The following is a 24,676-nucleotide window of genomic DNA, read 5'->3' on the forward strand; positions in this document are numbered from 1 at the left end:
TGCAGAGCGAGGTCGTACGGGGTGGCGACAGCCCGGTACGACGCCCGGCCGGTCAGGTCAGAGCAGGTGCGAGGGCGGCCGCCAGGGCGGCCGCCGCGAGGGCCACGGCGGCGAGTCGCGTGGTGCGGCCCGGCCTGCGGGTGAACCGCTCCGCCGTGACGATCCCGGTGAGCAGCGCCATCCAGGCGAGCATGCCCGTACCTCCGCCTGCCGCGGCCATCACCGCCATCAGCGCCCAGCACGACCGCAGGCAGGCGCCTCCGTGGCGCAGCCCGAAGCGGACGGTGCCCGTCATGGCGCGCGGGCCGCTCTGCGGCAGCGGCGAGGAGCGGTGGCAGTCGCGCAGGGCGCGCCGCTTGTGGACCGTCGACTGCCAGGCGGCGGCCAGTGCGAGCGCGCAGGCCAGTACGGCGTCGCCCGGCAGCCGCGACCACAGCGGGGCCGACGCGGCGAGCAGTGCGCCGTAGCCGGTCCACACCGCCAGGTAGACGGCGGCGAAGCCGGCCATCGCGCGCTGCCGGCGCCGGCGCAGGCTGTTCGTTCCCACGTGCGCGAGCGCCGGGAGCGCGGCGGGCACCATCATCGCGACGCACATCAGCGCCCACGTCGCGAGGCCGCCGAAGCCTGCGGTGCCACCGAAGCCGGATGTGCCGTGGGCCGTCTGCGCCGGGCTCACGTGGTGGTGGGGCGACTCACCGGCGGGGGCGGGGCCCGCGGGGTGGGCGCCGTGCACCGCCCCGGTCACGGTCAGCGCGATCACGGCGATCCAGGCGGCGAGGGCCACCAGTTCGTAGGGGAAGGTGACACGCGCCCACGGCCGTCGGGGCACGGACGCCGTCCGTGGGGACCGCGCCCGCGCCCCGCCCGCCAGGACCATCAGGAGTAGCTGAGGCTGACGCGCCCGATCTCGACCGGAGGGTCCTCGTCCGCCTCGCCCGCAGCCTCCTCCGCCGCCGCCACCGCTCCGAGCGGACGGAACGTGACGCTCAACCGGGCTTCGTCCCAGGCACCTTCCGCCTGGAGCCTGCGCACGAGCGGGGTGATCTCGACGCTCACCCGCAGGCCGTGCGGGTGCTCGTCGCCCCGGGGGTCCTGGGCCCGCTCGATGCCGAAGAACGACAGGTTGCCGACCCGGTGGCCCTCCGCCTGTTCGCGGGAAGACCCTTCGGGCAGGTTCACGTAGATGCCGTAGACCTTGTCGGGGTTGGTGTCGCCCTCGATGTCCTCGACGTTGAGGTAGACGTGCCGGTCGGCCTCGGGTTCGTCGACGCCGAGTGCCTCGCCCAGCGGCCTGGTGGTGCGCCGGTCGATCGGTACGGCGATGCTCTCGGCGCGGCCGACGAGGCGCAGGGGCTGTTCCGACGAGCCGGCCATCTCACGGCGTCGGGGCGGGGGCGGCGCCGAGGCGCTCGGTCCGCTCGTCGATTCGGGCACGGGGAACCTCGTCGCGGAGGGCGGCAGCGGAACCGGTGGGGAGATCGGCACGGGCGACTCGTAGGTGTAGCCGAGTTGGCCGGCCGTGTCGAGGATGTCGGACGCCGCCAGGCTCTGCTGGCTCCCGTCCGCGTCGAAGAACTTGTACTCCTGGGTGATCCAGCGCGGGTCGTCCGGGTTGCTGTGCCCGGTACTGCTCGACCACAGGGACCACAGGCGGTCGATGTTCGCGTGGTGGAGCCAGAAGACCGGATCCAGCGCGGCCGTGGTGGTCCTGCCCATCAAGCGGCCGATGTGGCTGTGCACGGCGTTGTGCGGCGTGTCTTCCAGAGCACCCTTGCGGTTCCAGAAGGTGCTGCCGTTCGGCGTGATGCCCCCGCCGAACTCGGCTTCGCCGACGAACTGGGTGCGCCCCATCGCGTAGGCCGGGGAGGTGATCTCGAAGGGCAGGGGTTCGCCCTCGTTGATCAGGTTCGCCCGCTCGGCGAACAGCGGGTTGGCGCCGCCCTCCTCGTCGCGGAAGGCCGGCGGGATCCGGGCCTGCTCCCGGTCGGCGTCGTAGTCCCAGAACGGCAGCGCCCAGTCGGCCGGGCCGCCCAGCTGGACGACGGTCGCACGGACGATCCGCTCGAAGTACCAGAGGTACATGCGGTGCCAGGCGAGGAAGTACCAGGAGCCGTGCTTGCAGCCGTTCCACAGCGGCCTCGGGGGCGTCGTGCCCGTCCCGTGGACGGCCGCCTGGTAGGTCCAGCCGGTGGGGTCGTCGGGGTCCCGCGCCTTCATCTCGGCCACGGCCGCCGCATAGTGGGCGAGTGTCAGGTCGCCGGCCGGGAGGGTCCATACGTTCCTGCGCACGTGCGCCACCTGCTCAGGGCTGCCCATCGAGTCCGCCTTCCGTCAGGAATCGGGTGGAACTTACCGAAAAGGCATGCAGCGATCGAACCGGCGCGCGGACAGCAGGCCCAAAGGGGGGCATCCCCGAGCCCCCGGATCCCTTCCCGCGCCTGCGCCCGCGCCTGCACCCGCGCATTCCGTTGCAGATCGGCGGGAACCCCGGACGCCCCGCGTCCGACTACTGGAACGTGGGAGGCGGAGCCGCGCCGTCCCGCGCGGGGCGAGGACGATCGAGAGGCGTGTGATGGGCGGACTGGACGTGCGCATGCGGGGGGTCGTCTGCCGGCACGGCCGGGTGGAGGCCGTCGCCGACGTGGACCTGGAGATCGCCGCTGGTGAGCGCGTGGCGCTGACCGGTACCAACGGCTCGGGCAAATCCACCCTCCTGCGTGCCGTCCTCGGCCTGCACCGCCAGACGGCGGGCTCGATCCTGGTCGGCGGCCGGGAGGGCCGCTCCCCCGCCGAGTGGGCGTGGCGGCGCCGGGCCTGTGCCTGGATCCCGCAGAAGCCGGCCGCCGGGCGCTTCCCGCTGCTCGGCACCGAGCTGCTGGCCGGCAGCAACGCCCCGACGGAAGCGGCCGAGGCCGCGGACCGGCTCGGGGTGGGCGCGCTGACCGGGCGGCCCCTGCACACCCTCTCCGGAGGCCAGTTGCAGCGCATGTACCTGGCCCGGGCGATCGGATGCGTGGCCGCGGGAGCCGAGCTGCTCCTGGCGGACGAGCCGACGGCCGCCCTCGACTTCGACGGGCAGGCGGAGGCCGCGGACGTCCTCACCTCGCTGCCGGTGACCCTGATCGTGGTGACGCACGACCGGACCCTGGCGGAGCGGTGCGACCGCGTACTGGAGATGGCCGCGGGCCGGCTGCGGGAGGTCCGGTGACCACCCTGGCCACCGCCGACCTCGGCGAACTCCTCCAGCTGCTGCCCGTGCAGCGGGCGGGAGCGGCGCTGCTGCTGGCGGCGGTCGGGCTGCCGGTCATCGGCGTCGTCATCGTCGGGCTCGACATCATGCCGGTCCGGTTCGCGATGATGCACGTGGCCCTGCTGGGCATCGCCGTGGGCCTGCTCACCGGGCTCGACCCCATGCTGTGCGCGCTGGTGGCGTGTGCGCTGGCCGGCGCGGGCGTGGCGCCTCTCGCCCGCACCCCCGACGGCCTGTCGGGGGCGATGGGGCTACTGATGAGCCTGGCCATCGCGGCGGCGCTGCTGCTGCTGGCCGTGTCGGGCGTCAACGCCTCCGGCGCCTTCGCCCTGCTGTGGGGGTCGATCCTGTCCGTCGGCACGCCCGACCTCGTCGTCCTCGGGGTCCTCGCCGTCGCCGTGCCCGGCCTGTTCTGGTGGCGGCGGCGCGAGATCGGGCTGCTGCTGTACGACCGCGAGCTCGCCCAGTGCTCCGGTGTCCCGGTGCGGGCGCTGACGGCCGCACTCCTGGTCCTGGTCGCCGTCGCGGTCGCCGGGGCCATCAAACTCACCGGCGCGCTGCTCGTCGACGCGCTGACCCTGCTGCCCGCGCTCGCCGCGCGCCGCCTGGGCAGCTCGCTGAAGTCGATCACCCTGTGGGCGGTCGGCATCGGCGTCGCGGTGAACCTGACGGGGTTCCTGCTGGCCCTGTGGCTGGACTGGCCACCCGGCCCGGTCCTCGTCCTGACCGCGGGGGCGCTGGTCCTCGCGGTGCATTTCATACCTGAACGGAGAATCAGCTCATGGCGCGCACCCGCGTCCGTATCCCTGCCGTCCTCGCACTGAGCGCGGCCCTCTTCCTGACCGCCGGCTGCGGGAACGACGCCTCGTCCACCTCCGGCGAGGGCCAGGAGCAGCCGCGCACCGGCAAGCCGTCCGTCGTGGTCACGACCACCTGGGAGGGCGCCTTCGCGAAGGCCGCCGGCGCCGAGGACATCAAGGTCATCGTGCCGCAGTCCGTCCACCACGCCCCCGACTACGACCCCAAGCCCTCGGACCTCGCCGCCGTGGCCAAGGCCGACTTCGTGCTGTACGCGCCCTTCGAGCCGTACGCCGCGAAGATCAAGGAGGCCGCGGGGTCCAAGGCGAAGCTCGTCGAAGTGGAGCTGGACAACGACCCCGCCAAGGTGTCGGCCGAAGTCGGCCGCCTGGCAGGGCTGTTCGGCACGGCGGACGCCGCCGCGCAGTGGAAGACCGGCTTCGACGCCGAGTACACGAAGCTGAACAAGGACCTGCAGGCCGCCTGGCCCGGCGGCCGCAGCCCGTCCGTCGTGACCCAGGTCTTCACCGCGTGGTCGGCGAAGCTCGCCGGCGCCACCACGGTGGGTACGTACGGGCCGGAGGCCGTGACCCCGGCGCAGCTCGCCGAGCTCGCCGCGAAGAAGCCCTCACTGGTGCTGGACAACGCACACATGTCGACCGGAGCGGTCCTGCCGGACTCCGGCGCCAAGCAGGTGAAGATCGTCAACTACCCGGGGGACGACCTCGATCTGCTGCCCGTCTACCGCAACGCGGCGGCGGAGCTGAAGAAGGCCATGGGCACCCCCTGACCCTCGGGGGGCGGGAGAGGGCCCGGCGGGACGCCCGCCGGGCCCTCTCCGGGCCGCCGCCCGGGTCGGGCAACGGCCCGTCTGCCCGTCTATACCAGGGCGCTGCTCTCCGTCAGGCGCTTGCGCAGGGCGGCGCGGTCCGGTTTGCCGGCCGCCGTCAGGGGCAGTTCCGCGACGACGAGGAGCTGCTCGGGGTGCTTGCGCCGCTCCAGGCCGCGCCCCGTCAGGTGTTCGCCGAGGGAGGCGAGGGTGGGGGCCTGCGCCCCCCGGGCCACGACGCAGGCCGCGAGCCGCTCCCCCATCAGCGGGTCGGGGACTCCGACGCAGGCCACGTCGCGGACCTGGGGGTGCGCGGTGAGTTCGCGTTCCACCTCGGCCGGGCTGATGTTGGCTCCGCCGCGGATGACGATGTCCTTGAGGCGGCCGACGACGTGCAGGACGCTCTCGGCGTCGAGGTAGCCGAGGTCGCCGGTGCGGACCCAGCCGTCGGGCGTGCGGTAGCGGGCGTCCAGCTCGGGGGCGCCGACGTAGCACAGCGGCGTCATCGGGCCGCGCGAGATGATCTCGCCGACGGCGCCGTCGGGGAGCGGCTGGTGCGTGTCGGGGTCGGCGATGCGGATCTCGGCGACCCGGGGGTCGGGGTGGCCGGCGACGACGCCGGAGCCGTCGGTGGGCGGCACCGTACTGCCGAGCCCCGTATGGCAGTTGACCCCGTCGGCGGAGCCGTAGAGATTGACCACGGAGCAGCCGAAGGCCTGCGCCGCCGCGGCCGCCGTGGTCTCGTCGAGCGGCGCCCCGCCGAGAACCAGGGCGGTGGGCGACGGCAGCTCCTCGCCCGTCCCGTCGAGGCGTTCGAGCATCATGCGGACCATGGTGGGTACGCCGAGGACGTGCGTCGGCCGGTGTTCGCGCACGGCGGCGAGCGCGGCGTCCGCGGTGAAGTGGTCGAGCAGCACGAGGGTGCCTCCGTGCCGGGCGAGGGTGACCGCGGTGCCGTTGGACCCGAAGGCGGAGGCCAGCGGGACGAGGAAGAGACAGCGCGGCGGGGTCCCGTCGGGGATGAGAGAGGCCAGGAAGTTGCCGCGGCCGCCGGCCAGCGCGTTGTGGGAGTACGCGATCATCTTGGGCTCGGCCTCGGAGCCGGAGGAGACGAGGATGCGTGCGGCACTGTCGGGGTCGGGGCGGGCGGGCACGAACCCGCCGGGGTCGCGGCGCAGCAGTTCCGCCAGCGGAATCGTTCCGTCAGGGATGGTGCCCGGCCGCCCGGCGGCGATGACGTGGCGCAGGCGTGGCAGTGCCCCGGCCAGGGTGCGCAGATCGGCCGCGTGCCGGAACGCGCGGTGCTCGGTCGCCGCGATGACGGCGACGGCCTCGGAGCGGCGCAGCAGGCACTCGGCCTCCAGGACGCCCCGGCCGACGGGGAAGGGCAGCGAGACCGCGCCGAGGGCGGCCAGCGCCAGGTCGGCGATGACGGCGTTCCGGCCGTCGGGCAGTTGGACGCCGACCACGTCGCCCGGCCCGATCCCGAGGTCCCTCAGGCCGGTGGCCAGACATCGGACCTTGCGGTCGAGGGCGGTGTAGCAGAGCTTGCCCTTGGCGTCGATGACGGCGGTGCGGTGCAGGTCGGCGATCTGGCGGGCACGGAAGAGGCTGTAGAGGTCGAGGTCGGGGCAGGTGCCGTCGACCACCCAGGAACGGCGGAGTTCGGGGGGCAGCAGGTCACGCAGTACGAGCCTGTCGGCGGTCATACGAAGCTCCAGGGGTCGGGGACTGCGGGGGCGCCGTGCGCGTCGCGGCCGATCGAGCCGGCGAAGCGCGGGTCGTGGTGCAGGTCGGACAGTTCGGTGGTGACGGCGGCCGCGGTCAGGCCGTGCTCGCGCAGCTGGGACAGTGCCTCTCCCGTGGGCAGGCCGCGCAGGTCGTGGCCGGCCGCGGCGCGGGCATCGGCGTCGGCGGGGGCGACCCAGCCGTCGGCCGTGGCCAGCGGGTGGCGGAATCCGGCCGGGCGGCGGGGGTTCTCCCCGCGGGCCGCCCGGCGCAGGGCGGGGCCGGTGAGGGTGTCGGCCGCGCCGAGCAGGGAGGAGTCGACCCGTACGCCGCGGCCGGTGCGTTCGCGCAGCATCAGCCCGGCGAGAACGGCTTCGGCTCCCAGCAGTCCACCGAGGACGTCGAGGAGGGTCATCAGCGAGGGCGCGGGGGTCTCGCCCTCGGGCCGGGCGGCCTCGCCGACCCCCGTACGCGCCTGGACCATGAAGTCCGTGCCCATGGGGGCGTCGTCGAGCCGGCCGGCCCAGCCGCTGGTGTACGCGTGGACGAGCGCGGGGTTGACCCGTGCGAGGTCGTCGGCGTCGAGGCCGAGGGCGGCGGCCTTGCCCGGCGCCCAGTTGTGCAGGAAGACGTCGGCGTGCGCCGCCATCTCCCGCAGCCGGTCGCGGTCCGCCTCCGCCTTGATGTCGATCTCGACGGCCCGCTTGCCGCGGTTGAGGGCGAGCCAGCGGGCGGAGATCCCGGAACAGGCGGGGGGCATGCCGCGCAGCGGGTCGCCGCCCGGCGGTTCGATGCGGATCACGTCGGCGCCGAGCAGGCCGAGCAGGTGCGCGGCGAGCGGCGCCTGGATGCGGCGGCCGGCCTCCAGCACGGTCAGCCCGGCGAGCGGCCGGCCGGCCGCCGGGATCGACGGGCGGCCCGGGGCGCCGGCCGGTGCCCCGCGCGGCGCCGGGGTCAGGAACCAGGGTGCGGCGCCGTCGTGTTCCGCCGCCCGGTCCGCGAGGGAGCGCAGCGCGCACACCTCGGCACCGGAGGCGGCCGCGGCCAGGCGGATCCGGTCCCAGCCGTGGGACCGCGCGGTGGTGTGGAGGGCCGGCGGGAGGGGGGCGCAGGCGGTGGCGTAGCGGAACTGGAAGGGCCGCCAGCCGGTCCGGAGGGCTTCCTGCGGTGCTTCCAGCGCCTTCCAGAAGGCGGCCCAGGCTCCCGGGTCGAGCGTCTCCAGTTCGAAGAGGATCCCGTCGGCGGAGGTGAACGGCGGTCCGCCGGCGGCGATTTCGGCCGCCTCGCCCTCGTCGGCGCCGGCGGCCGCGAGGTACTGGGACACGGCGAGCAGCCCGGCCCGGTCCGCGCCGGTGGTGACCTGGGCGGCGGCGCCGCCGCGGGCCTGGCCCACCAGGTTCGCGAGCAGTCCCTGCACCGTGAGGACGGCGGCGGCCGTGGCGGCGTAGTCGACGGCCAGTCCGCGCGGGGTGCCGTCCCGCCGCCCGTGCACGGCCATCATGCCGGTGGCGGCCTGCACCGTGGCCTCGTCGGCGAGTCCGCTCGCGGGGTGCGCCCAGCCGGCGGTGGCGTGCGCCGGTTCGAAGCCGGCGCCCGTGAGCGTGGTGCCGGCGGCGGGCGCGTCCCCGTGACCGGCCGGGCCGGGGCGGTCCGTCCGTGCGCCGAGCAGCCGCAGGTGATCGGCGACGACGCTCGTGATCTGCGGCGGCCCCGAGGTGTCGAAGCGCAGTGTGTCGAGCGGCCGGACCGTCTGCGTGGTTGCTGGTGACGCCATGCCTCTCCTCTCCTGGCCGCGGCGGTGGCCGCGGCCCGGGTCTTGCGGAATTCGGGAACCCGGGAGCGTCCGCGCCCGACCAGTTCCACGAACAGACAGTCGGTCGGCCGTTCGTGCGAGTTCCCGCGAGTTCGCGCCGGGCTCCCGAAACTTTCCGGAAGTCCGCACGAGTCCCGGAAGTTCCCGGGCAGGAGGAGGCACACAGTGGAAGATCCCCGTACGGACGGCGCCGGATCCGCACGACGGGAGCCGGAGGCAGCCGCTTGGGGGGAGCGGGTCGCCCGGTTCGTCCGGGGCCGGGTGTTCCCCCGGGAGTCCGTACTGGACGGGGGCGGTCCCGAGGCCGCCGAGGCCCTGGCCGCGCTGCGCGCCGAGGCCCGGGCCGAGGGGCTGTGGGCCCTGCCGCTCCCCGCCGCACTGGGCGGCGGCGGACTGTCCTTCGGCGCCTACGCCGAGCTCGCCGAGGCGGAGGGGGCCAGTGACCACGGTCCCGCCGCGCTGGGATCCGCCCCGCTGCTCGACGTGACGATGCTGGCGCGGTTCGGGCGGCCCGAGGTCCGCGAGGCGTACCTGAAGCGGCTGGTCGCCGGAGAGGTGCGCACCTGCTACGCCATGACCGAGCCGGGGGTGCCAGGCACCGACCCGTTCCGGACCGCCACCCGCGCCGAACGGCACCCGGACGGGGGCTGGCTGGTCACCGGCCGCAAGTGGTTCACCTCGGGCGCCGCCGGCGCCGACCTGGTGACCGTCATGGCCCGGACCTCCGGGGCCGCCGGAGACCGGGAGGGGCTGTCGCTGCTGCTCGTGCCCACCGGCTCGGCCGGCTTCCGCGTGGTGCGCGAACTCCCCGTGCTGGGCGCCCCGGGCCAGTACGAGATCGCCCTGGACGGGGTGCGGGTGCCGGCCGACCACCTCCTCGGCGAGCCCGGCGAGGCCCTGGCGATCGCCGGGGAGCGGCTTCAGCTCGGCCGTACGCTGCGCTGCCTGCGCTGGCTCGGCCAGGCGCAGCGGGCCTTCGACCTGATGTGCGAACGGGCCGCCACGCACGACGGGTCCCGCGGGCCGCTCGCCGACCAGCAACTGGTGCAGGCGCACGTCTTCGACGCCCTGCTCGCGCTGCGCACCACCCGGCCCCTCGTCCGGGAGGCGGTGGCGCTCATCGCCTCCGGTCGGGACGCGCGTACGGAGGTGGGGCTGGCCAAGGTCGCCGCCGCGCGCATGCTCCAGCAGGTCGCCGACTCCGCGATCCAGATCCACGGCGCCGCCGGCCTCGGCCCGGACACCCCGCTCCCGGCCCTCTTCCGCACCGGCCGCGCCGCCCGCATCCTCGACGGCCCGGACGAACTCCACATCACCGCGGTGGCCCGCCGCGTACTGCGCACCTACGGCCGCGCCGGCTAGGCCGTCTCTTCCGGAACTCGCCGGGCCCGCGGAGCGCAAGCGCGGACACGGAGTGCAGTGCCTCGTCGCGGACACGGCCGCGCCCCGGGCGTCCGTACAGGACGGAGGCCTCGGGGCGTGGATCGCGCGGGGACCTGACGGGGTGGGTCGGTCAGCAGCCGGGGATGCCGGGGGCCGGGTCGGCGCCCACGTTGACGTTGCCGCCCCACATCCACACGTTGCTGTAGATGTGGCCGATGTCGTAGTCGATGACGGTGCCGAAGTACCAGACGTCCGTGGTGTATCCGCCCGCGGTGACGCGTTGACCGCGGGTGTAGCACGCGACGCCGGCCTCGGTCACCTTCGTCGTGGTGCCCCAGATCCGGCTGTTGGTCCTGGGGGCGTCACGCAGATTGCTGTGGGCCTGCACCGTCGCCGCGTAGCCGCTGGTGCCGGAAGGTGCGGCCTCGGCGGCCCCGGCGGTGCCGAGCAGGGAGAGGGCCGCGCCGAGCGCGAGCCCTGTCGCCGCAAACCTCGTGGATCGCTTCGCCATTGTCTTCCCCTCTGTCATCAACGCTTGCTGTCCGGCTCTACGACGGAAGGGCCGGTACGTCCGTATGACCGTGCCGCGGGGCCGCCTTCACGGGTGTCTTCTGTCAGAACGTGCAGTCGCTGACGTGCGCCAGGTGCTCGTCCCCCGTGATGTACACGTTGTTGACCCAGCCCCACGGTCCGCTCGGTGACTTCACGTACGTCCACCACCGGCTGCTGTAACCCGAGTCGCTGATGAGCTCTCCCTGCTTCTGGCAGTAGGCGGTCACGGTGGTCCGGGACACTGTCGCCACGGCGTGGCAGTTCTGCCGGGAGGGAAAGGTCTTGCACGTTTCGAAGGGGATTCCCGAGTCGGCGTTGCGGACGTTGACTCCGGTCGCCCACACGTGGACCTCCGTGAAGTCCATCGCCGCGGCATCGGCCACGGCGGGCCGCAGGGTCGCCGTCGGCTGCCCGGTCGCCGACGCGGTCGCGGTCGCGGGAACGGCCAGCGCCGCGGCGGCGACGAGGAGGGCCGTGGTCAGCCCTCGGAGCGTGCGCGGTGACGTGTTCGTCATGGTGGAAGCCTCTTCCGGCAGTGGTCGCGGGCGGCGGGTACCGGCCCGTGCACACCGGCGACGGGGGGTGGCCGCCTCTCGTATGAGTGGCGGCGTGCCGGACCGAGTGCCTCGTCCCACGGTGGCTGCCTCAGGGCCCCGGGAGCGCTTCGCGGGTGCCGAGCCGGCGGAAGACCTCGTGCGCCTCCTGCTCGAACTCGCGCGCCGTTGCGGTCCGGCCCTGGGCGAGTGCGGCGTGGGCCAGGTCCCGCAGGGTGCGCGCGCGCCACAGCGGCAGTTGCAGCTTGTCCCACAGTACGAGGGACTGTCGCAGGGTCTCGGTCGCCGTGTCCCAGTCGGACGCGGCGAGGTGCCACTCGCCCAAGGTGCGCAGGACGAGGGCTTCGCCGAACACGTCCTGACGCTTGCGGGTGATCTCCAGACACCGGTCGAGCCGCTGCCGGGGCTCGGTCGTCCGGCCCTGCCGGAACTCGACCTTGGCCAGCGACAGGCTCGCGTACATGACGCCGTAGGAGTCGTCCGTCTCCTCGAAGATGGCGAGGGACTGCCGCAGCAGGGCCTCCGCACCCGCCAGGTCACCCCGCGCCCGGTGGCACAGGCCCAGTGAGCGCAGGGCTAGGGCCTCGCCGTGCCGGTCCCGGGCGGTGACGTACAGGCGGTGGGCGCGGGAGATCGCCTCCCACGCCTCGTCGTCGCGGCCCTGCTCCCGGTGGACGAACCCGATGCCGTACAGCACATGGGCCATGGACGCGATGTCCTCCGGCTCCCGGTACTGTTCCAGCGCCGAGGTCAGCAGGGCCAGCGCCTCGTCGAAGCGGGCCTGTTCGCGGCGGGCCGCGCCCATGCCGGCCCGCGCGCCCGCGCAGCCCGTGCGTACGGACCGCTCCTCGAACAGACGCAGCGCCAGGGCGAAGAACGCGTACGCCTCGTCGAAGCGGTCCTGCTCCAGGCGGAGTTGGCCCAGACCGTTCAGCAGCCAGGCCTCGCCCTCGACGTCCCCGCCCCGGCGTACCGCCGCCAGGGCCACGTCGTGGGAACGGGACCAGGCGTCGAACTGGTTGTAGAGGGCCACGGATGCGGCCATGAGGGTGGCGGCGAGTTCGCGGGCGGCGTCGAACATTCCGTGGTCCGCGCAGTGGATGACGGCGGCCAGCAGACACGGCTGCTCGGCGGCGAACCACGCGGCTGGCTCGTCCGCCAGGTGGGCCGACGCCTCCGTCGGCGGGACCGGCTCGCCCGCTACCCGTGTCGGCCCGCCCGTAGCGGTGACGGGGAGGAGCCGTGAAGCGCCGCCCGGGCCGTGGGCCGCCGCGATGCGGGCCATGGCCAGCCAGCGGTCGACCAGTCTGCGGACCGCCGTCTCCCGTTCCTCCGGGGACTCGTCGGCCAAGCAGCGCTCCCGGGCGTACTCGCGCGCCAGGTCGTGGATCCGGTAGCGCGTCCTGCCCGTCTCGTCGGTGCCCACGACCTCCACGAAGTGGCAGTCGACGAGTTGTTCGACCACGTCCTCGGCGTCGTCCTCGCTCACGTCCAGGAGCGGCCCGGCGACCCACGCCGCGAAGTCGGGCAGATCCATCAGGGCCAGGCGGCGCAGGGCGCGCTGCTCCTGCTCGTCCAGGTCCGCGTAGCCCATTCCGAGGCTCGCGCGCACTTCCAGGTCGCCCGCCTGCAGTTCGTCCAGCCGACGGCGCTCGTCCCTCAGGCGCGACACGAGCCGTGCCGGTGTCCAGTGGGGGCGGGCGGCGAGACGGGCACCGGCGATGCGGACGGCGAGCGGAAGCCGACCGCACAGCGCGACGATCTCGGCGGCCCGGTCGGGATCCAGCGCGGGCCGGGTCGGACCGGCCACGCGGGCCAGCAGGTCCAGTGCCTCGGTTTCGGACGGCACCCCCAGATCGAGGTGGGCGGCGCCCTCCAGCGCGACGAGCCGGCGGCGGGCGGTGATCAGCACGGCCGAGCCGCCGCCGGGCGGGAGCAGCGGGCGCAGCAGGGCCTCGCTGACAGCGTTGTCGAGGACGAGCAGGACCCGACGGCGCGCGATGTGCGTGCGGTACAGCCCGAGGAGGTCCTCCTCGTCGCGCGCCGGGGCCTCCGGGTCCACCCCGAGGGCACGCAGCAGTCTGGCCAGGGCGTCCGCGGTCCGTACCGGCTCGGAGTCCGAGGCACGCAGGTCCACGAAGAGCTGTCCGTCGGGGAAGAGCGCGGCGGTGCGATGGCCCACGTGGACGGCCAGGGCGGTCTTGCCGGTGCCCGACCGGCCGGAGATCACCCCGATGCGCGGTGCGGTGCGCAGCGGGTCGCCCTCCCCGAGCAGGGCGGTCGCCCAGGCCGTCTGTGCCGTACGGCCCACGAAGTCAGCTGCATCGGGGGGAAGTTGGGTGGGCACCGGACGGCCGGTGCCGTCGTGGGACCGGTCGGCACGGCGGGTTGCCGGCATGTCCTCGCCCGAGCGCGGGGGAGCCGCCGCGGGTGCGTGCACGTGTCTCTTCCCGGCGAGCGCGGCTCTTGGGGCGGCCGGCGGCCCCAGCACCGTCGTGTCCGCCCGGAGCAGGGCGTGGTGCAGCGCGCGCAGTTCCGGGCCGGGGTCCGCGCCCAGTTCCGTACGGAGCAGCCGGCGGCCCTCCTCGTAGCAGCGCAACGCGTCGGGCATCCGGCCGGCGCGGAACAGGGCGGTCATCAGCTGGCCGCGCGGGCGCTCCCTGAGGGGGTGGGCGGCGACGTGGGCCACCAGTTCGGAGACGAGATCCGTACGACGGTCCAGGTCCAGTTCGGCAGAGAAGCGGAACTCCTGCGCCTCCAGCCGGAGTTCCCTCAGGCGCATGGCCTCGACACGGGCGAAGGACTGACCGAGCCCTTCCAGGGCGTCCCGGCCGCGCCACAGGCGCGACGCCGCTTGCAGGGTCTCGACGGCCTCCTCGGCCCGCCCGTCGACGGCCGCCTTCCGGCCGGCCGCGAACGCCTTCTCGAAGCAGCGGGCGTCCACGGCGGCGGGCGGGAACTCGGCGACGTATCCCGGTGTGCGGGTACGGATGGCCTCCGCGCCCTGCGTACCGGCCAGGGCCCTGCGCAGTCCGGAGACGTGCGACGCGACGAGCGCCCGCGCGGTGGCGGGCGGCTCCTCTTCCCAGACCAGGTCGACGAGCCGCTCGACGGACAGCACCTCACCGAGATGCACGACGAGAGCCGCGAGTATCGCGGTCGGTTTGGCGCCGTTCAGCGCGATCCTGTGTCCCCCGCTCAACACCTCGACCGGACCCAGAAGGCAAAGGTCCACCACGTCCCCCGATTTCACGTTCCGCATTCGGGGACAACGTGTCGGCCCCCACTGAGGTGCACGCCCTGCACCGGACCTCCGGTTTCACTGTTGGCGGATGTGGCGTAGGGGTGGCCGAAACCCCTCAGGTCTGCCCATGCGGGTGGCCCGTTCCCGGCGTTGCATGCGTTCTGCAGAGGATCTGCATCGATCCTGCAGCGCCCGCCTCGACGCTGTGAGCGTGACGGACATCATCCTGCTTTCGGACCCCCGGGTCGCCGCCACGCATGTCACCGACAACGGTGAACCCCTGGTCGACGCCCGGGAGTTCGCCGCGCTGCGGGTCGACACGCGGAAGACCGACCACGACGGCTCGTACGCCCATCTGCGGGCCGACGTGCTGCGCCGGCTCCTGCTCGCACAGGAAGCGCTGCCTGCCGGCATCCGCCTGCTGATGGTGGAGGGCTTCCGGCCGCCCGCCCTGCAGCGCCGCTACTTCGACGAGTACGCGGCGACGCTGCGCACGGCGCATCCGGACGCCGGACCGGACCGCATCCGCGAGCTGGCCAGCGCGTACATCTCACCCCCGGAGGTCGCCCCGCACGTCAGCGGCGGTGCCGTGGATCTGACGCTGTGCACCGAGGACGGTGCCGAACTGTCCCTCGGTACGGAGGTCAACGCCACCCCCGAGGAGAGCGAGGGCGGCTGCCGCACCGCCGCGCTCAACGTCGGCTCCCGCGCCCGCGCCAACCGGGCGGCGATGGGCCGGGCCATGGCGGCCGCGGGGTTCGTCAACTACCCGACCGAGTGGTGGCACTGGTCGTACGGGGACCGGTACTGGGCGCTCCTGACCCAAGCGCCGGCGGCCAAGTACGGTCCCGCCTCCCTGCGCCCGACCACAGCCTGAACCAGCCCGACCCCGGGGGGACACCGTGGAGAACACCTGCATCGCAACGACGACGACCACGTCGGCCGAGGCCTCCGAGACCAGCAAGCCGAGCACGAGCCCGGCGGCCCTCACCGACCACATGACCGCCGCCGAGTTCGACGAGGCGTTCACCGCCGTGATGCCGAGGCTGCGGCGCCGGCTGCTGGCTCTGACCGGCAATCCGCACGACGCCGACGACCTGCTGCAGGAGACGTACCTGAGGCTCTCCCGCCGGGCACGCGCCCACACCCTGACGCGTCAGCAGCAGCCGTACGCCTACACCTGCGCGGCCGCGCTGAACCTGCTGCGCGATCTGTGGCGGCACCCCTCGCGCCAGGAGCGCTGCACCGACCGGCTGCCGGAACGCGGCTGGGACGGCGGCTTCGCCGGCAGGGAGGCCGAGGCGGTGACGGCAGCGCTGCTGCGCGGGCTGTCCCCCAAGGAAGCGGCGGCCGTGATCCTGGTCGACATCGAGGGCCTGACCCATGACATGGCGGGGGAACGGCTCGGCGCACACCGCGGCACGGTGCAGCGCAACCGTATGCGCGGCCTCGCCAAGATCCGCGCCGCGCTCGCCGCATAGGAACCGGCCGCCGCACCGGCCGCTGCCGACCCGTACAGCACCTGCACACATCGCACCGACCACCCGAGGGGGAACCCATGCACCGTGCCCACCGCACACTCGCGACGGCGGGAGGGCTGCTGCTCGCCACCGCGTTGACCTGTACCGGTACGGCGACGGCCGCCGTACCGCCGGTCTCCTCGGCGGCCGCGGCCGCCGCCGACTGCCGTCCCCTGGCGGACGCGCCCGCCCAGGCGCAGGCGATCGTCAACGCGGCGTGCTCACAGATCGGGGTGCCGTACTCGTGGGGCGGCGGATCCGTCCACGGGCCGACGTACGGTCAGGACTATCCCGGCGGCGGCCCCGGCGCCCACGACAGCCAGGTCAAGGGCTTCGACTGCTCGCACCTGGTGCAGTACGCGGCCTGGCAGGGAGCGGGCATCGCCCTGCCCGAGGGGACGTGGAACCAGGCCCGGTGGAACGGCGCCACCGCCCGGTTCACCCGCGCCCAGGGAACCGCTCCGCTGCAGCCGGGGGATCTGCTGCTGTGGGGGTCGGACCCGGCCAACCTCGGCAGCGTCCACCACATCGCCGTCTACCTCGGCAACGGCAGGATGGTCGAGGCCCGGGAGTCCGGCACGCTCGTGATGGTCAGCGACGTACGGCTGGACTCCCAGTACGCGGGCGCCCTGCGCATCGCCGGCACCCAGCAGCCGCCTGCGGGCACCAAGCGGTTCATGACCTGGGGCACCCATGTGGGCCTCCGTCCCGATCCCGGCACCCAGAAGCCTCCCGTGGCCCGGCTGCCCGGCCCCACGGCCGTGGACGTGCTCTGCCAGGCACACGGGGAGACGGTCACGGCCGAGGGCTACACCAACGACGCCTGGTCGTACCTGCCCAAGTACAAGGCGTGGATCTCGAACATCTACATCAACGACCCGGCGGCCTGGCTGCCCGGGGTTCCCACCTGCTGACCCACCGCTTCCTCACCGCCTCTCACATCGCTCACATCGCTCACAGAGGAGACTCCGCCATGCGCGCACTCAAGCGCACCAAGTCCATCGGCCTGCTCGTCGCCACGGTCGCCGCGGCCGGGCTGGTCCCGCTCACGGCCGGCCAGGCCGCCGCCGCGCCCGCCGGCTACGCCGGATCCTGCCCGACGGCCGGCACGGTGACCCAGGGGTGGCACTCCGGCCACGACGGCGTCGACATCGCCAACAACCGTGGTACGCCGATCCACTCCGCCGGGCCCGGCACCGTCATCGTCTCCGGCACCGCCAGCGGCTACGGCCAGTGGATCCGCATCAAGCACGACGACGGCACCGTCACCGAGTACGGCCACATGTACGAGCGCCTCGTCTCCGTGAACCAGCGGGTGAGCAGCGGCCAGCTGATCGCACGCATGGGCTCCGAGGGCCAGTCCACCGGGCCGCACCTGCACTTCGAGGCGCACTCCTCCACGGCCAGCACCCGGGGCATGGACCCCGTCGCCTATCTGGCCGAGCGCGGTGTGAGCCTGCCGTGCACCCCGGGCAGCGGAACGCCCGGTACCAACTTCACCACCTGGGGCACATCGGTCCGGGTGCGCGCCGACGCCCGGCTGAACGCTGCGGTCGTGCGCACCCTGACCGGGCCGACTCCGGTCCAGGTCCAGTGCCAGAAGCGCGGCGACTCGGTCACCGCCGAGGGCTACACCAACGACGCCTGGTCCTACATCCCGGCGCTCGGCGGCTACATCTCCAACATCTACATCGACCACCCCGCCGCCTGGCTGCCGGGGGTGGGCACGTGCTGACCGGCGCCCTCACCGGCAGGAAGGGTGCCGCGGCGGCGGCTCTGGCCGCCGCGCTGCTCCTCTCCCCCGGCCTCACCCCGTCCGCGCGGGCCGCCGACTCGGCGCCGTGCACCCCCGACCGCAACTACGCGGGTACGTTCCTGTGCCAGATATGGGGCTCGAACGTCAATCTGCGGTCCGCCCCCGATCCCCAGGCCCAGGTCACCTCCACGTCGCCCCCCGGTGGCGTCCTCAGGGTTCAGTGCCAGGTCAAGGGCGGCCGTGCGACCTACGGCGACTACTGGCACACCTGGTGGGTCAAGACCCCGGCGGTGGGCATGGCCCCGTCCGCGTACATGAGCGAGATATTCCTCGTCGGAGGCGGCAACGACGAGCCGGACTCCGGTCTGCCGAACTGCTGAACGGCGGCCCGCACCGACCGGATGCCCCCGGGACCACGGCAGGTCCCGGGGGCATCCGCCTCCACTTCCCTCTCCACCCATTCCGAGGACGAACATGATGACCTTGAGCAGCACACGGATCGCGGTGCGGGCGGGCGCGCTGACCGCCGCCCTCGCCGCGTTCCTGTGCACCACCGCGACCGCGGTCTCCGTCGCCTCCGCCGAGTCCCCCTCTGCGCGTCCGGCGGCGGTTCAGGCCGACGTGCCCGCCGGGGTGACGGCGGGCGTCGCCGTCTTCGACCGCCAGACCGGCACCTTCACCGAACAGCTGAACACCGCCACACAGTTCAGGTCCGCGTCGGTGGTGAAGCTGCTGATCGCCCTGGACGTGCTCTGGAACCGCAGCCCCGACGCCCTGCCGGCCGCCGACCGGGGCCGGATCGACACCATGCTGCGCGGCAGCGACGACACGGCCGCGAGCACGTTCTGGTCGAACAACGGCTCGGGGGCGATCGTCGACCGGATGGTCACCCGGCTCGGCCTGACGGACACCGCCCGGCCGCCGTCCACCCACCCCGGCTACTGGGGCTACACGGCCCTCTCGGCCCGCGACACCGTGAAGATCTACCGCCATCTGCTGGACTCCGCCCCGGCGGCGACACGCGACTACATCCTCGGCGACCTGCGGCAGTCCACCCGCTGCGCCACCGACGGCTACGACCAGCACTTCGGCATCGCCGGCTCCTTCAACCGCCCCTGGGCCGTCAAGCAGGGCTGGTCGGGCTTCAGTTCGGGCGGCTGCACGGCACCGACCGCGACGACCGCGAAGGCCGCCGGGGCCGCTGAGTCCGCCGGGGAACCGGCGGGAACGGATGCCCGGACGCCGGCGGGCGCCGACGCCGTGGACCTCTCCCGTCCCGCACTGCACACGACGGGTGTGGTGGGCGCGGGCGACCGTTCCATCGTGGCGGTCTTCACCCTGCACCCCGGCGGAACGCCCTACGGCAAGGCCTACACGGACATCGGGCGGCTGACCCGTTCGCTGGACGTCCCCGGCGCCTCCCGCCCCGCCGGGACGTGGGTCGGCACCTGGGGCAGCGGGGTCCGGGTCCGCACCCAGGCGACGACCACCTCCGGCGCGATCACCACGCTGCCCGCCGGGGTCGAGGTCCTGGTCGGCTGCCAGAAGCGCGGGCAGCAGGTCAGCCAACCGCCCTACGTCAACGACTGGTGGGCCCAACTTCCCCAGTACGGCGGCTACATGACCAACATCTATCTCAGCGTGCCGGAGAACCAGGTACCCGGGGTGCCGGTCTGCTGACCGGGCTGCGGGAGCGGCCCTCGGCTCATACGGCGAGTGCCGACCCGCCGTCGCGTTGCGAGACGACCTTCGAACAAGGAGAACTGCGATGAACAAGCGTGCACTTGGCTCCCTGGCCGCGGCGGCGGCGATCACCGGCCTGCTGGGGGCGGCGCCGACGGCCTCGGCCGCAGAGGTTCCGCCGGGCTGCGACAAGGGCTACTTCTGCGTCTACTCGGGGGACTACGGGACGGGTCAGCTCGTCCTGAAGTCGGACGGCAACTGGTCGGGCAGCGTCACCGGCCGGTCCATCTTCAACAACGGCGCGCCCTTCCCCGGCCTCGACCACATCCAGGTCGAGTGGAAGGGCATCGGCCCCGGCACGGAGTGTGTCCACTACTACCCCGGCCCGGGCGACTACGGCATCAACTTCAACCACAACGCCGTCATCACCAAGGTGACGTGGCGCGGAGAGTGCTAGGTGTATTGCCTCGTCGGGTTGGGGACGCGGCCTGCGGGTGGTTCGCCTGCGAGTGCGGTGTGTCCGCGGTGGTGATTGCAGGAGCGGAGCCAGCCGGGGAACGCTTCGCGGCGTTCGATGTCTGACCGGTAGGGGCGGGCGTAGGCCCATTCGTCGAGCAGGGTGCGGTTGAAGCGTTCGACCTTGCCGTTGGTCTGCATCTGTTCTTCGCGCCGACGCGGGAGGAGGCGGCGTGGGGGCGGAGTGGATGGACGCGGATGGAGATCAGCCGGCCCTGCTGCTGGCGTTGAAGTCGTACCAGCGGATGGGCCGGTTCCCGAGGCCGGAGGAGTATCCGGCGGCGGTGGTCGACTTCGTGCGCCGCGCGGTGGAGCTGCCGGAGACTACGCCGGTTATGGTGGGTGGCCGTACGGCGGTGCGGAAGCGGCGGGTGGTGCATTCGTAGACCCTTGACGGCCTCGGTCTCCTGTCCCGGACCCGGGTGCGAAGCAGGCGTCTCAGCTCTCGGCGGGGGCGGCGGGCCGGCCTGCTTGCCGGGAATCGGATCGCCATCAACGGGGTTGGTGGGGGATGAGCCGTTGATTGGAGGGCCATGCGAGCGATTCAGGTGTACGAAGTGGGCGGTCCCGAGGTGCTGCAGGAGGCCGAGGTGGACCAGCCGCGGCCGGGTCCGGGCGAGGCGATCGTGGAGGTCGCCGCATCCGGGGTCAACTTCCTCGACGTCTACCACCGCGAAGGCCGGTACAGCCTCCCGCTGCCCTTCACCCCGGGCGCTGAGGGCGCCGGCACGGTCGTCGAAGTCGGACCCGGCGTCGCTGACGTCGCAGTCGGGGACCGGGTCGGTTGGGTGGAGATTCCCGGCACGTATGCCGAGCGGGCCGTCGTGGACTCCTCCCGGCTGGTGCCGCTGCCCGACGATATCGACTTCGAGACCGCCGCCGCCGTGCTCCTCCAAGGCATGACCGCGCACTATCTCGTCAAGGATGCCTACCCGGTTCAGGGGGGCGACACGGTGCTCGTGCATGCGGCCGCTGGTGGCATGGGGCTGCTTTTGACCCAGCTCATCACCCATCTCGGCGGCAGGGTGATCGGCACGACGTCGACCACGGCGAAGGCCGAGCTGGCGAAGCGTGCCGGGGCCGCTGAGGTGATCCTTTCCTCCGCAGTCGACGATCTCGCAGCCGAGGTGAGGCGGCTCAACGGCGGTCAGGGACTGCCGGTTGTCTTCGACGGCGTCGGCGCGCACACCTTCGATGCGAGCCTCGCCAGCCTGCGAACCCGCGGCCATCTCGTGCTCTTCGGCGCGGCAAGTGGTGCCGTGCCGCCGTTTGATCCGATTCGGCTCGCCCACGGCGGTTCGCTGACCCTGATCCGGCCCAGCCTCGGGGACTTCATCGCCGATCGGTCCGAACTGCTCCGACGGGCCGCCGATGTGTTCGAGTGGGTGCGCTCCAAGGCGCTTGAGGTCACCGTAACGGGCCGCTACGCATTGTCCGAGGCCGCCCAGGCCCACAGCGATCTGGAGGCTCGGCGTACCACCGGCAAGCTGCTCGTCGTACCCGATGCGGCCGCTGTTGGACGCCGCGAGGAGACGCAGAGCTGATCGCGGGCGACGAGGTCGGGGAGCAGCCAGGGCGCGCACCGTGCCGGGCGCCGTGACCCGGTGAACCCTTCCTAGACGCGGGTGATGTCGGCGAGGCCGTGGAGCGCGGACAGGGCGAGGGCCAGGAAGAAGTCGCCCCAGACGAGTTCGTGGCGGACCGCCAGTCGCTTCGCCGCGTCGTAGCAGCCGTCCAGGAGCATCCCGGGCGGGCGGACACCGTCGTCGCCGGTGAAATGGGACCGGGTGAGGCGGTCGAGGATCTCCTCGGCCCGGAGCGCGTACTGCTCCGCGCGGGGGCCGGGCGTCCGGGCCAGTTTCAGCAGGGCGACCGCCGTGATCGCCGCGGCCGAGGTGTCGAGGGGACCGTCCGGGCGGCCGGTGTCGGCCGGCGGGACCGGCCGGCCGGTCAGCACCCCGCCGCGCGTGATCAGCAGGGCGGCCGCCTCGGTGAGACGGGTGAAGTCGCCTGCGGGGACGGCCGGTCGGAGCAGGGCGTCGGCGACCGCGAGGAGCAGCCACGCCTGTCCCCGGCTCCAGCCGGGCGGCGGGTCCTCGCAGGGCTGCCACCGGCCGGTGGCCGTCTCGAAGCCCAGGGCGGGCCGGAACCACGGCGCCGCGTCGCCGGGCCGGCCGAGGCAGAGGTCCAGGTGCCGGTGGAGGTGGGCGGCCGCCGCGGCCGCCCCGCCCGGTCCGGCGCCCGCGAGGAGCGGCACGGTGCCGGGTACGGCGTCCACGCGGGCGAGCAGCCGGGGGCCGCCCAGGGCGTCGCCCCAGGGCAGGATCCCGAGTTCCGGGTCGCAGGCCGACAGGCAGGCCCGGGCCGCCCGGGCGCGGAGCGCGGCGGCTTCGGCGTCGTCGCCTGCCGCGGCGGTCCCGTACCAGAAGATGAGGCCGCGGGTGGCGGTGTCGGCGCCGGCCCACGGTTCGAGACGGGCCGTGCACGCGGCGGCGGCCCGCCGGTCGGGCTCGGCTCCGGTGTACCGCGCCCGCAGCCACAGCAGCCCGGCCCAGAAGCCCCCGGTCCACGAACCGCGGCCGGTCGTGGTCCACCGTCCGTCGGCCGGGTCGGCGTAGAGGGGGAAGCGCGGTCCCACCTCGGCTGCGGTCACCGCCACCCGCTCCATGACCGCTGCCAGCGCCCGGCCGGTCGCGGCGCTCACGCCGTGCCTCCGCGCCGGTCCCGTACCGCCCAGAGGAACGCGACGGCCGCGGCCGCCGCGAACTCCGCCGCCACCAGGAGCCAGCCCGGTCCGTACCGCCCGCTCTGCGCGAGCAGGCCGAACAGCGGCGGGCCGAGCGCGAATCCGGCGAAGAACCCGGCCGCGACCAGCGCGGAGTCCTGTCCGGCCCGCCCGGGGGCGGCCCGCTGGAGGACCAGCACCATCGAGACGGCGTTGCCGGAGACGGCGAACACCCCGACGGCGACCGCGCCCACCCACACCAGCGGGCCCGCCACGAGGGCGGCCGCCAGCAGGGCCGCCGCGCCCAGCGCGCCGCACGCGAGCCAGCCCGGGAGCCATTCGGCGCGCCCGGGACGGGCCGCCTTGGACCAGCCCACCCGGCCGGCGATCCCGGCCACTCCCAGCACGGCGACCAGGGCGGCTGCCGTCGTCGGTCCCATGCCCAGGCGCTGCGCGCCGAAGAGGGCGAGATAGGTGTTCACCGAGGCGATTCCCGCACCGAGGAACAGCGAGAACACGGCCAGCCAGGCCACCATCGCGCGCGGGACGAGTTCCGTACGGGGGCCGACCGCCGGCGGCGGGGGGTCCGCCGGAAGGACCCGCAGCGCCCACAGCCCGGTGAGCAGGGCCGCCGCGGCGCCCGTCCAGACCGCACCCCGCCAGCCGATCCCGCCCGCGAGGGCGGCCAGCGGCGCTCCGGCCGCGAAGGCGCCCAGCTGCACGCCGGACTGCTTGAGGCCGGTGACGGCGCCCCGCCGGGCGGGCGCTACGGAGCGCAGCACGGCCTTGTTGGTGGCCGGGTTGGCGAGCGCCTGCGGTACGCCGCCCAGTGCGACGGCGCCCAGCAGCAGGCCGGCGCCGGGGGCGGCCCCGATCAGGGCGAGCGCCGCGGCGGAGAGGAGCAGCAGTACGACGAGCGAGCGCCGGGGGCCGATCCGGTCCACGATCCGCCCGCCCGCCGGGGACAGGGCGGCGGCCGTTCCGAAGCCGATCGTGGTGGTCAGTCCCAACAGGGCCGGTGAGATGCCCAGTTCCGTCACGAGGCGCGGACCGAGCGCGCCGATCAGGAACAGTTGCAGCATCGAGAACGCCATGGCGCAGGTGAGGAGAGCCGTCAGCCGCCGCCCCGCACCGCCGTCCTTCTCCGTCGACGATGCCGTCGCCGTTCTCTCCGACGCCACAAAGTCTCCCTTCCCAGGACGTTGAACCGCTCGTTCGGCCGGGTAGGCAGTCGGATGGAGCGGCGGGTCGGTTCCCGCCCCTCCGCTGTGCCCTGCACCACACGAGGCAGACGGCCCGGCTGTGACATGGTGGGGCCGCGGAAACTTGTCCGGAAGTGCGCACCCTGATGTGCGGCTCGGGAGGCCGGTGCGAGGATGAGCCCCGCCATGGAGCCGGTCCGCTGTTTACGCGCCCTACGGGCTGCGATGTTCGCAGCCCTCTGTGTGCTGCTCGCGGCCATCGGGCACATGCTCATGTCGGGCGCTGCGGTGCCCTGGTGGGCGTTGTCCGTCGGGTTCGCGGCGGCCTCGGGGGCGGCTTGGTCCCTCGCGGGCCGTGAGCGCGGGATCCTCGCCGTCACGGGGGCCGCCGTCGCCGTCCAGGCGGTGCTCCACTCGGCCTTCTCCCTGGCCCAGCCCCTGGCCGGGTCCGCGGCCGAGCCGGCCCTGCAGAGTGGAACCGCGGGCGCGGAAGCGGCTGTTCACGCACATCACGCCGTGCACCCGATGGCGGAAGCCGCGTCCGCTCCGACGGCCATGCACATGGCGGGTGGTGGGCACGGGGCCTCGGCCGTGCCGATGGCGTTCATGTCACCTGCCGGGATGCTGATCGCCCACTTGCTGGCCGCCGTGCTGTGCGGTCTGTGGCTCGCCCACGGCGAGCGTGCCCTCTTCCGCGTGGTGCGCGCCGTGGCCGCCCGGCTGCGGGCCCCGCTGCGGCTGCTCCTGCGGCCGGTCACGGCCGCGCACCGGCCGCGCCTGCGGGTGCGCCGGCCGCGCCGGACGCGCGTACTGCGGCAGCTGTTCCTCGTCCACGCCATCACCTCGAGGGGTCCGCCGGCGGCGACCGCTGTCCTCTGACGACAGCCGGTCACCCGAGCCGCATCGGCATCCGCATCCGCATACGCATACGCATACGCATCGCATCCGCGTTCGTGTGCGCGACCGCTCTCGCGCACGCCGCGCACGCCGCGCACGTACCGGATGCACCTGACGCTTCCGACGCACCTCGTACACCACAGGTGTCGCGCGGATGCCGCGCCTCGGGCCCTCGGCCCTGCCCTCCGGCAGGCCGTGCCCCTCACCGGTCCCGCCCCCGTGCGGC

At 73.9% G+C, this 24,676-nt stretch carries 23 protein-coding genes and 1 pseudogene; 14 read left to right on the forward strand and 10 right to left on the reverse strand.

Annotated features, from left to right (window positions below; genetic code table 11):
* Positions 1-52 precede the first annotated feature (52 nt).
* Together OHA91_RS06500 and OHA91_RS06505 are read right to left on the reverse strand one after the other, a co-directional pair.
* Positions 53-829 (reverse strand): DUF2182 domain-containing protein, encoded by a 777-nt coding sequence (locus OHA91_RS06500; protein ID WP_328738805.1) that lies wholly within the window; start codon positions 827-829, stop codon positions 53-55.
* A gap of 47 nt (positions 830-876) precedes the next feature.
* Positions 877-2,289, reverse strand: coding sequence for a tyrosinase family protein (locus OHA91_RS06505; RefSeq protein WP_328738806.1), 1,413 nt, complete (start codon positions 2,287-2,289; stop codon positions 877-879).
* A 283-nt stretch (positions 2,290-2,572) separates the two neighbouring features.
* Between OHA91_RS06505 and OHA91_RS06510 the strand changes: the two genes are divergently transcribed.
* Genes OHA91_RS06510 through OHA91_RS06520 form a run of 3 tightly spaced genes read left to right on the forward strand, consistent with a single transcriptional unit; the run spans position 2,573 to position 4,838 of the window.
* Positions 2,573-3,208 carry a metal ABC transporter ATP-binding protein gene (locus OHA91_RS06510; RefSeq protein ID WP_266493963.1) on the forward strand — a complete coding sequence of 212 codons (636 nt, stop codon included), beginning with the start codon at positions 2,573-2,575 and terminating at the stop codon, positions 3,206-3,208.
* Positions 3,205-4,074 (forward strand): metal ABC transporter permease, encoded by an 870-nt coding sequence (locus tag OHA91_RS06515; RefSeq protein WP_031146938.1) that lies wholly within the window; start codon positions 3,205-3,207, stop codon positions 4,072-4,074. Before OHA91_RS06510 ends, OHA91_RS06515 begins: the two co-directional genes overlap by 4 nt.
* Positions 4,032-4,838 (forward strand): metal ABC transporter substrate-binding protein, encoded by an 807-nt coding sequence (locus tag OHA91_RS06520; RefSeq protein WP_266493960.1) that lies wholly within the window; start codon positions 4,032-4,034, stop codon positions 4,836-4,838. The genes OHA91_RS06515 and OHA91_RS06520 overlap by 43 nt, the downstream gene beginning before the upstream one ends.
* A gap of 89 nt (positions 4,839-4,927) precedes the next feature.
* Here the strand turns inward: OHA91_RS06520 and OHA91_RS06525 are convergent, their stop codons facing one another.
* Both OHA91_RS06525 and OHA91_RS06530 read right to left on the reverse strand, forming a co-directional pair.
* Positions 4,928-6,586, reverse strand: coding sequence for an AMP-binding protein (locus OHA91_RS06525; protein ID WP_266493958.1), 1,659 nt, complete (start codon positions 6,584-6,586; stop codon positions 4,928-4,930).
* Positions 6,583-8,379 carry a CoA transferase gene (locus OHA91_RS06530; protein ID WP_328738807.1) on the reverse strand — a complete coding sequence of 599 codons (1,797 nt, stop codon included), beginning with the start codon at positions 8,377-8,379 and terminating at the stop codon, positions 6,583-6,585. Before OHA91_RS06530 ends, OHA91_RS06525 begins: the two co-directional genes overlap by 4 nt.
* Positions 8,380-8,583: 204 nt before the next feature.
* Between OHA91_RS06530 and OHA91_RS06535 the strand changes: the two genes are divergently transcribed.
* Positions 8,584-9,780 carry an acyl-CoA dehydrogenase family protein gene (locus OHA91_RS06535; protein WP_078959092.1) on the forward strand — a complete coding sequence of 399 codons (1,197 nt, stop codon included), beginning with the start codon at positions 8,584-8,586 and terminating at the stop codon, positions 9,778-9,780.
* A 151-nt stretch (positions 9,781-9,931) separates the two neighbouring features.
* On the opposite strand, the gene OHA91_RS06540 is transcribed toward OHA91_RS06535, so the two are convergent.
* The 3 genes from OHA91_RS06540 to OHA91_RS06550 all read right to left on the reverse strand — a co-directional run bounded on the left by OHA91_RS06540 (position 9,932) and on the right by OHA91_RS06550 (position 14,112).
* Positions 9,932-10,312 carry a hypothetical protein gene (locus OHA91_RS06540; protein WP_031146929.1) on the reverse strand — a complete coding sequence of 127 codons (381 nt, stop codon included), beginning with the start codon at positions 10,310-10,312 and terminating at the stop codon, positions 9,932-9,934.
* 103 nt (positions 10,313-10,415) lie between these two features.
* On the reverse strand, positions 10,416-10,868 hold the full coding sequence (locus OHA91_RS06545; protein WP_266493951.1) for a hypothetical protein: 453 nt from the start codon (positions 10,866-10,868) through the stop codon (positions 10,416-10,418).
* A 130-nt stretch (positions 10,869-10,998) separates the two neighbouring features.
* Complete coding sequence (locus OHA91_RS06550) at positions 10,999-14,112, reverse strand: AfsR/SARP family transcriptional regulator (protein ID WP_328741093.1); 3,114 nt, start codon at positions 14,110-14,112, stop codon at positions 10,999-11,001.
* 250 nt (positions 14,113-14,362) lie between these two features.
* Here OHA91_RS06550 and OHA91_RS06555 point away from each other — a divergent pair, with 250 nt between their 5' ends.
* From OHA91_RS06555 to OHA91_RS06585, 7 genes are all read left to right on the forward strand, one after another.
* Entirely contained in the window at positions 14,363-15,028 is a 666-nt protein-coding gene (locus OHA91_RS06555) for a M15 family metallopeptidase (RefSeq protein ID WP_031146923.1), read from the forward strand.
* Positions 15,029-15,149: 121 nt separating this feature from the next.
* Entirely contained in the window at positions 15,150-15,632 is a 483-nt protein-coding gene (locus OHA91_RS06560) for an RNA polymerase sigma factor (protein WP_136234041.1), read from the forward strand.
* Positions 15,633-15,709: 77 nt separating this feature from the next.
* The gene (locus OHA91_RS06565; protein WP_266493948.1) at positions 15,710-16,585 is read left to right on the forward strand and encodes a C40 family peptidase; all 876 of its coding nucleotides are present in this window, start codon (positions 15,710-15,712) and stop codon (positions 16,583-16,585) included.
* Positions 16,586-16,644: 59 nt separating this feature from the next.
* The gene (locus OHA91_RS06570; RefSeq protein ID WP_266493946.1) at positions 16,645-17,406 is read left to right on the forward strand and encodes a M23 family metallopeptidase; all 762 of its coding nucleotides are present in this window, start codon (positions 16,645-16,647) and stop codon (positions 17,404-17,406) included.
* Positions 17,400-17,807 (forward strand): hypothetical protein, encoded by a 408-nt coding sequence (locus OHA91_RS06575; protein WP_328738809.1) that lies wholly within the window; start codon positions 17,400-17,402, stop codon positions 17,805-17,807. Before OHA91_RS06570 ends, OHA91_RS06575 begins: the two co-directional genes overlap by 7 nt.
* Positions 17,808-17,901: 94 nt before the next feature.
* Positions 17,902-19,107: a hypothetical protein gene (locus OHA91_RS06580; protein ID WP_408059154.1), complete on the forward strand. Its 1,206-nt coding sequence runs from the start codon at positions 17,902-17,904 to the stop codon at positions 19,105-19,107.
* Positions 19,108-19,195: 88 nt separating this feature from the next.
* Entirely contained in the window at positions 19,196-19,567 is a 372-nt protein-coding gene (locus tag OHA91_RS06585; protein WP_266493940.1) for a peptidase inhibitor family I36 protein, read from the forward strand.
* On the opposite strand, the pseudogene OHA91_RS06590 reads toward OHA91_RS06585, so the two are convergent.
* Positions 19,564-19,770, reverse strand: a pseudogene (locus OHA91_RS06590) (integrase core domain-containing protein); the annotation flags it as partial. The gene OHA91_RS06585 and the pseudogene OHA91_RS06590 sit on opposite strands and share 4 nt — an antisense overlap.
* Positions 19,771-19,799: 29 nt before the next feature.
* Between OHA91_RS06590 and OHA91_RS06595 the strand changes: the two are divergent.
* Together OHA91_RS06595 and OHA91_RS06600 are read left to right on the forward strand one after the other, a co-directional pair.
* Positions 19,800-20,012: a hypothetical protein gene (locus OHA91_RS06595; RefSeq protein WP_328738811.1), complete on the forward strand. Its 213-nt coding sequence runs from the start codon at positions 19,800-19,802 to the stop codon at positions 20,010-20,012.
* Positions 20,013-20,159: 147 nt separating this feature from the next.
* Positions 20,160-21,170: a quinone oxidoreductase family protein gene (locus OHA91_RS06600; RefSeq protein ID WP_328738812.1), complete on the forward strand. Its 1,011-nt coding sequence runs from the start codon at positions 20,160-20,162 to the stop codon at positions 21,168-21,170.
* A gap of 71 nt (positions 21,171-21,241) precedes the next feature.
* On the opposite strand, the gene OHA91_RS06605 is transcribed toward OHA91_RS06600, so the two are convergent.
* Positions 21,242-22,330 (reverse strand): sugar ABC transporter permease, encoded by a 1,089-nt coding sequence (locus tag OHA91_RS06605; RefSeq protein WP_328738813.1) that lies wholly within the window; start codon positions 22,328-22,330, stop codon positions 21,242-21,244.
* Complete coding sequence (locus OHA91_RS06610; protein ID WP_328738814.1) at positions 22,327-23,532, reverse strand: MFS transporter; 1,206 nt, start codon at positions 23,530-23,532, stop codon at positions 22,327-22,329. The genes OHA91_RS06605 and OHA91_RS06610 overlap by 4 nt, the downstream gene beginning before the upstream one ends.
* 246 nt (positions 23,533-23,778) lie before the next feature.
* Here OHA91_RS06610 and OHA91_RS06615 point away from each other — a divergent pair, with 246 nt between their 5' ends.
* Positions 23,779-24,432 carry a hypothetical protein gene (locus OHA91_RS06615; RefSeq protein WP_328738815.1) on the forward strand — a complete coding sequence of 218 codons (654 nt, stop codon included), beginning with the start codon at positions 23,779-23,781 and terminating at the stop codon, positions 24,430-24,432.
* Positions 24,433-24,676 lie beyond the last annotated feature (244 nt).

The organism is Streptomyces erythrochromogenes (assembly GCF_036170895.1).
GTDB classification, from domain to species: domain Bacteria; phylum Actinomycetota; class Actinomycetes; order Streptomycetales; family Streptomycetaceae; genus Streptomyces; species Streptomyces erythrochromogenes.

What these genes read in the sequence shown, in the direction of transcription:
- OHA91_RS06530 (WP_328738807.1), bottom strand. Translation starts at nt 8,379, where the DNA reads ATGGCGTCACCAGCAACCACGCAGACGGTCCGGCCGCTCGACACACTG.
- OHA91_RS06585 (WP_266493940.1), top strand. Translation starts at nt 19,196, where the DNA reads ATGAACAAGCGTGCACTTGGCTCCCTGGCCGCGGCGGCGGCGATCACC.
- OHA91_RS06580 (WP_408059154.1), top strand. Translation starts at nt 17,902, where the DNA reads ATGATGACCTTGAGCAGCACACGGATCGCGGTGCGGGCGGGCGCGCTG.
- OHA91_RS06545 (WP_266493951.1), bottom strand. Translation starts at nt 10,868, where the DNA reads ATGACGAACACGTCACCGCGCACGCTCCGAGGGCTGACCACGGCCCTC.
- OHA91_RS06615 (WP_328738815.1), top strand. Translation starts at nt 23,779, where the DNA reads ATGTTCGCAGCCCTCTGTGTGCTGCTCGCGGCCATCGGGCACATGCTC.
- OHA91_RS06600 (WP_328738812.1), top strand. Translation starts at nt 20,160, where the DNA reads ATGCGAGCGATTCAGGTGTACGAAGTGGGCGGTCCCGAGGTGCTGCAG.
- OHA91_RS06540 (WP_031146929.1), bottom strand. Translation starts at nt 10,312, where the DNA reads ATGGCGAAGCGATCCACGAGGTTTGCGGCGACAGGGCTCGCGCTCGGC.
- OHA91_RS06565 (WP_266493948.1), top strand. Translation starts at nt 15,710, where the DNA reads ATGCACCGTGCCCACCGCACACTCGCGACGGCGGGAGGGCTGCTGCTC.
- OHA91_RS06510 (WP_266493963.1), top strand. Translation starts at nt 2,573, where the DNA reads ATGGGCGGACTGGACGTGCGCATGCGGGGGGTCGTCTGCCGGCACGGC.
- OHA91_RS06560 (WP_136234041.1), top strand. Translation starts at nt 15,150, where the DNA reads ATGACCGCCGCCGAGTTCGACGAGGCGTTCACCGCCGTGATGCCGAGG.
- OHA91_RS06570 (WP_266493946.1), top strand. Translation starts at nt 16,645, where the DNA reads ATGCGCGCACTCAAGCGCACCAAGTCCATCGGCCTGCTCGTCGCCACG.
- OHA91_RS06525 (WP_266493958.1), bottom strand. Translation starts at nt 6,586, where the DNA reads ATGACCGCCGACAGGCTCGTACTGCGTGACCTGCTGCCCCCCGAACTC.
- OHA91_RS06520 (WP_266493960.1), top strand. Translation starts at nt 4,032, where the DNA reads ATGGCGCGCACCCGCGTCCGTATCCCTGCCGTCCTCGCACTGAGCGCG.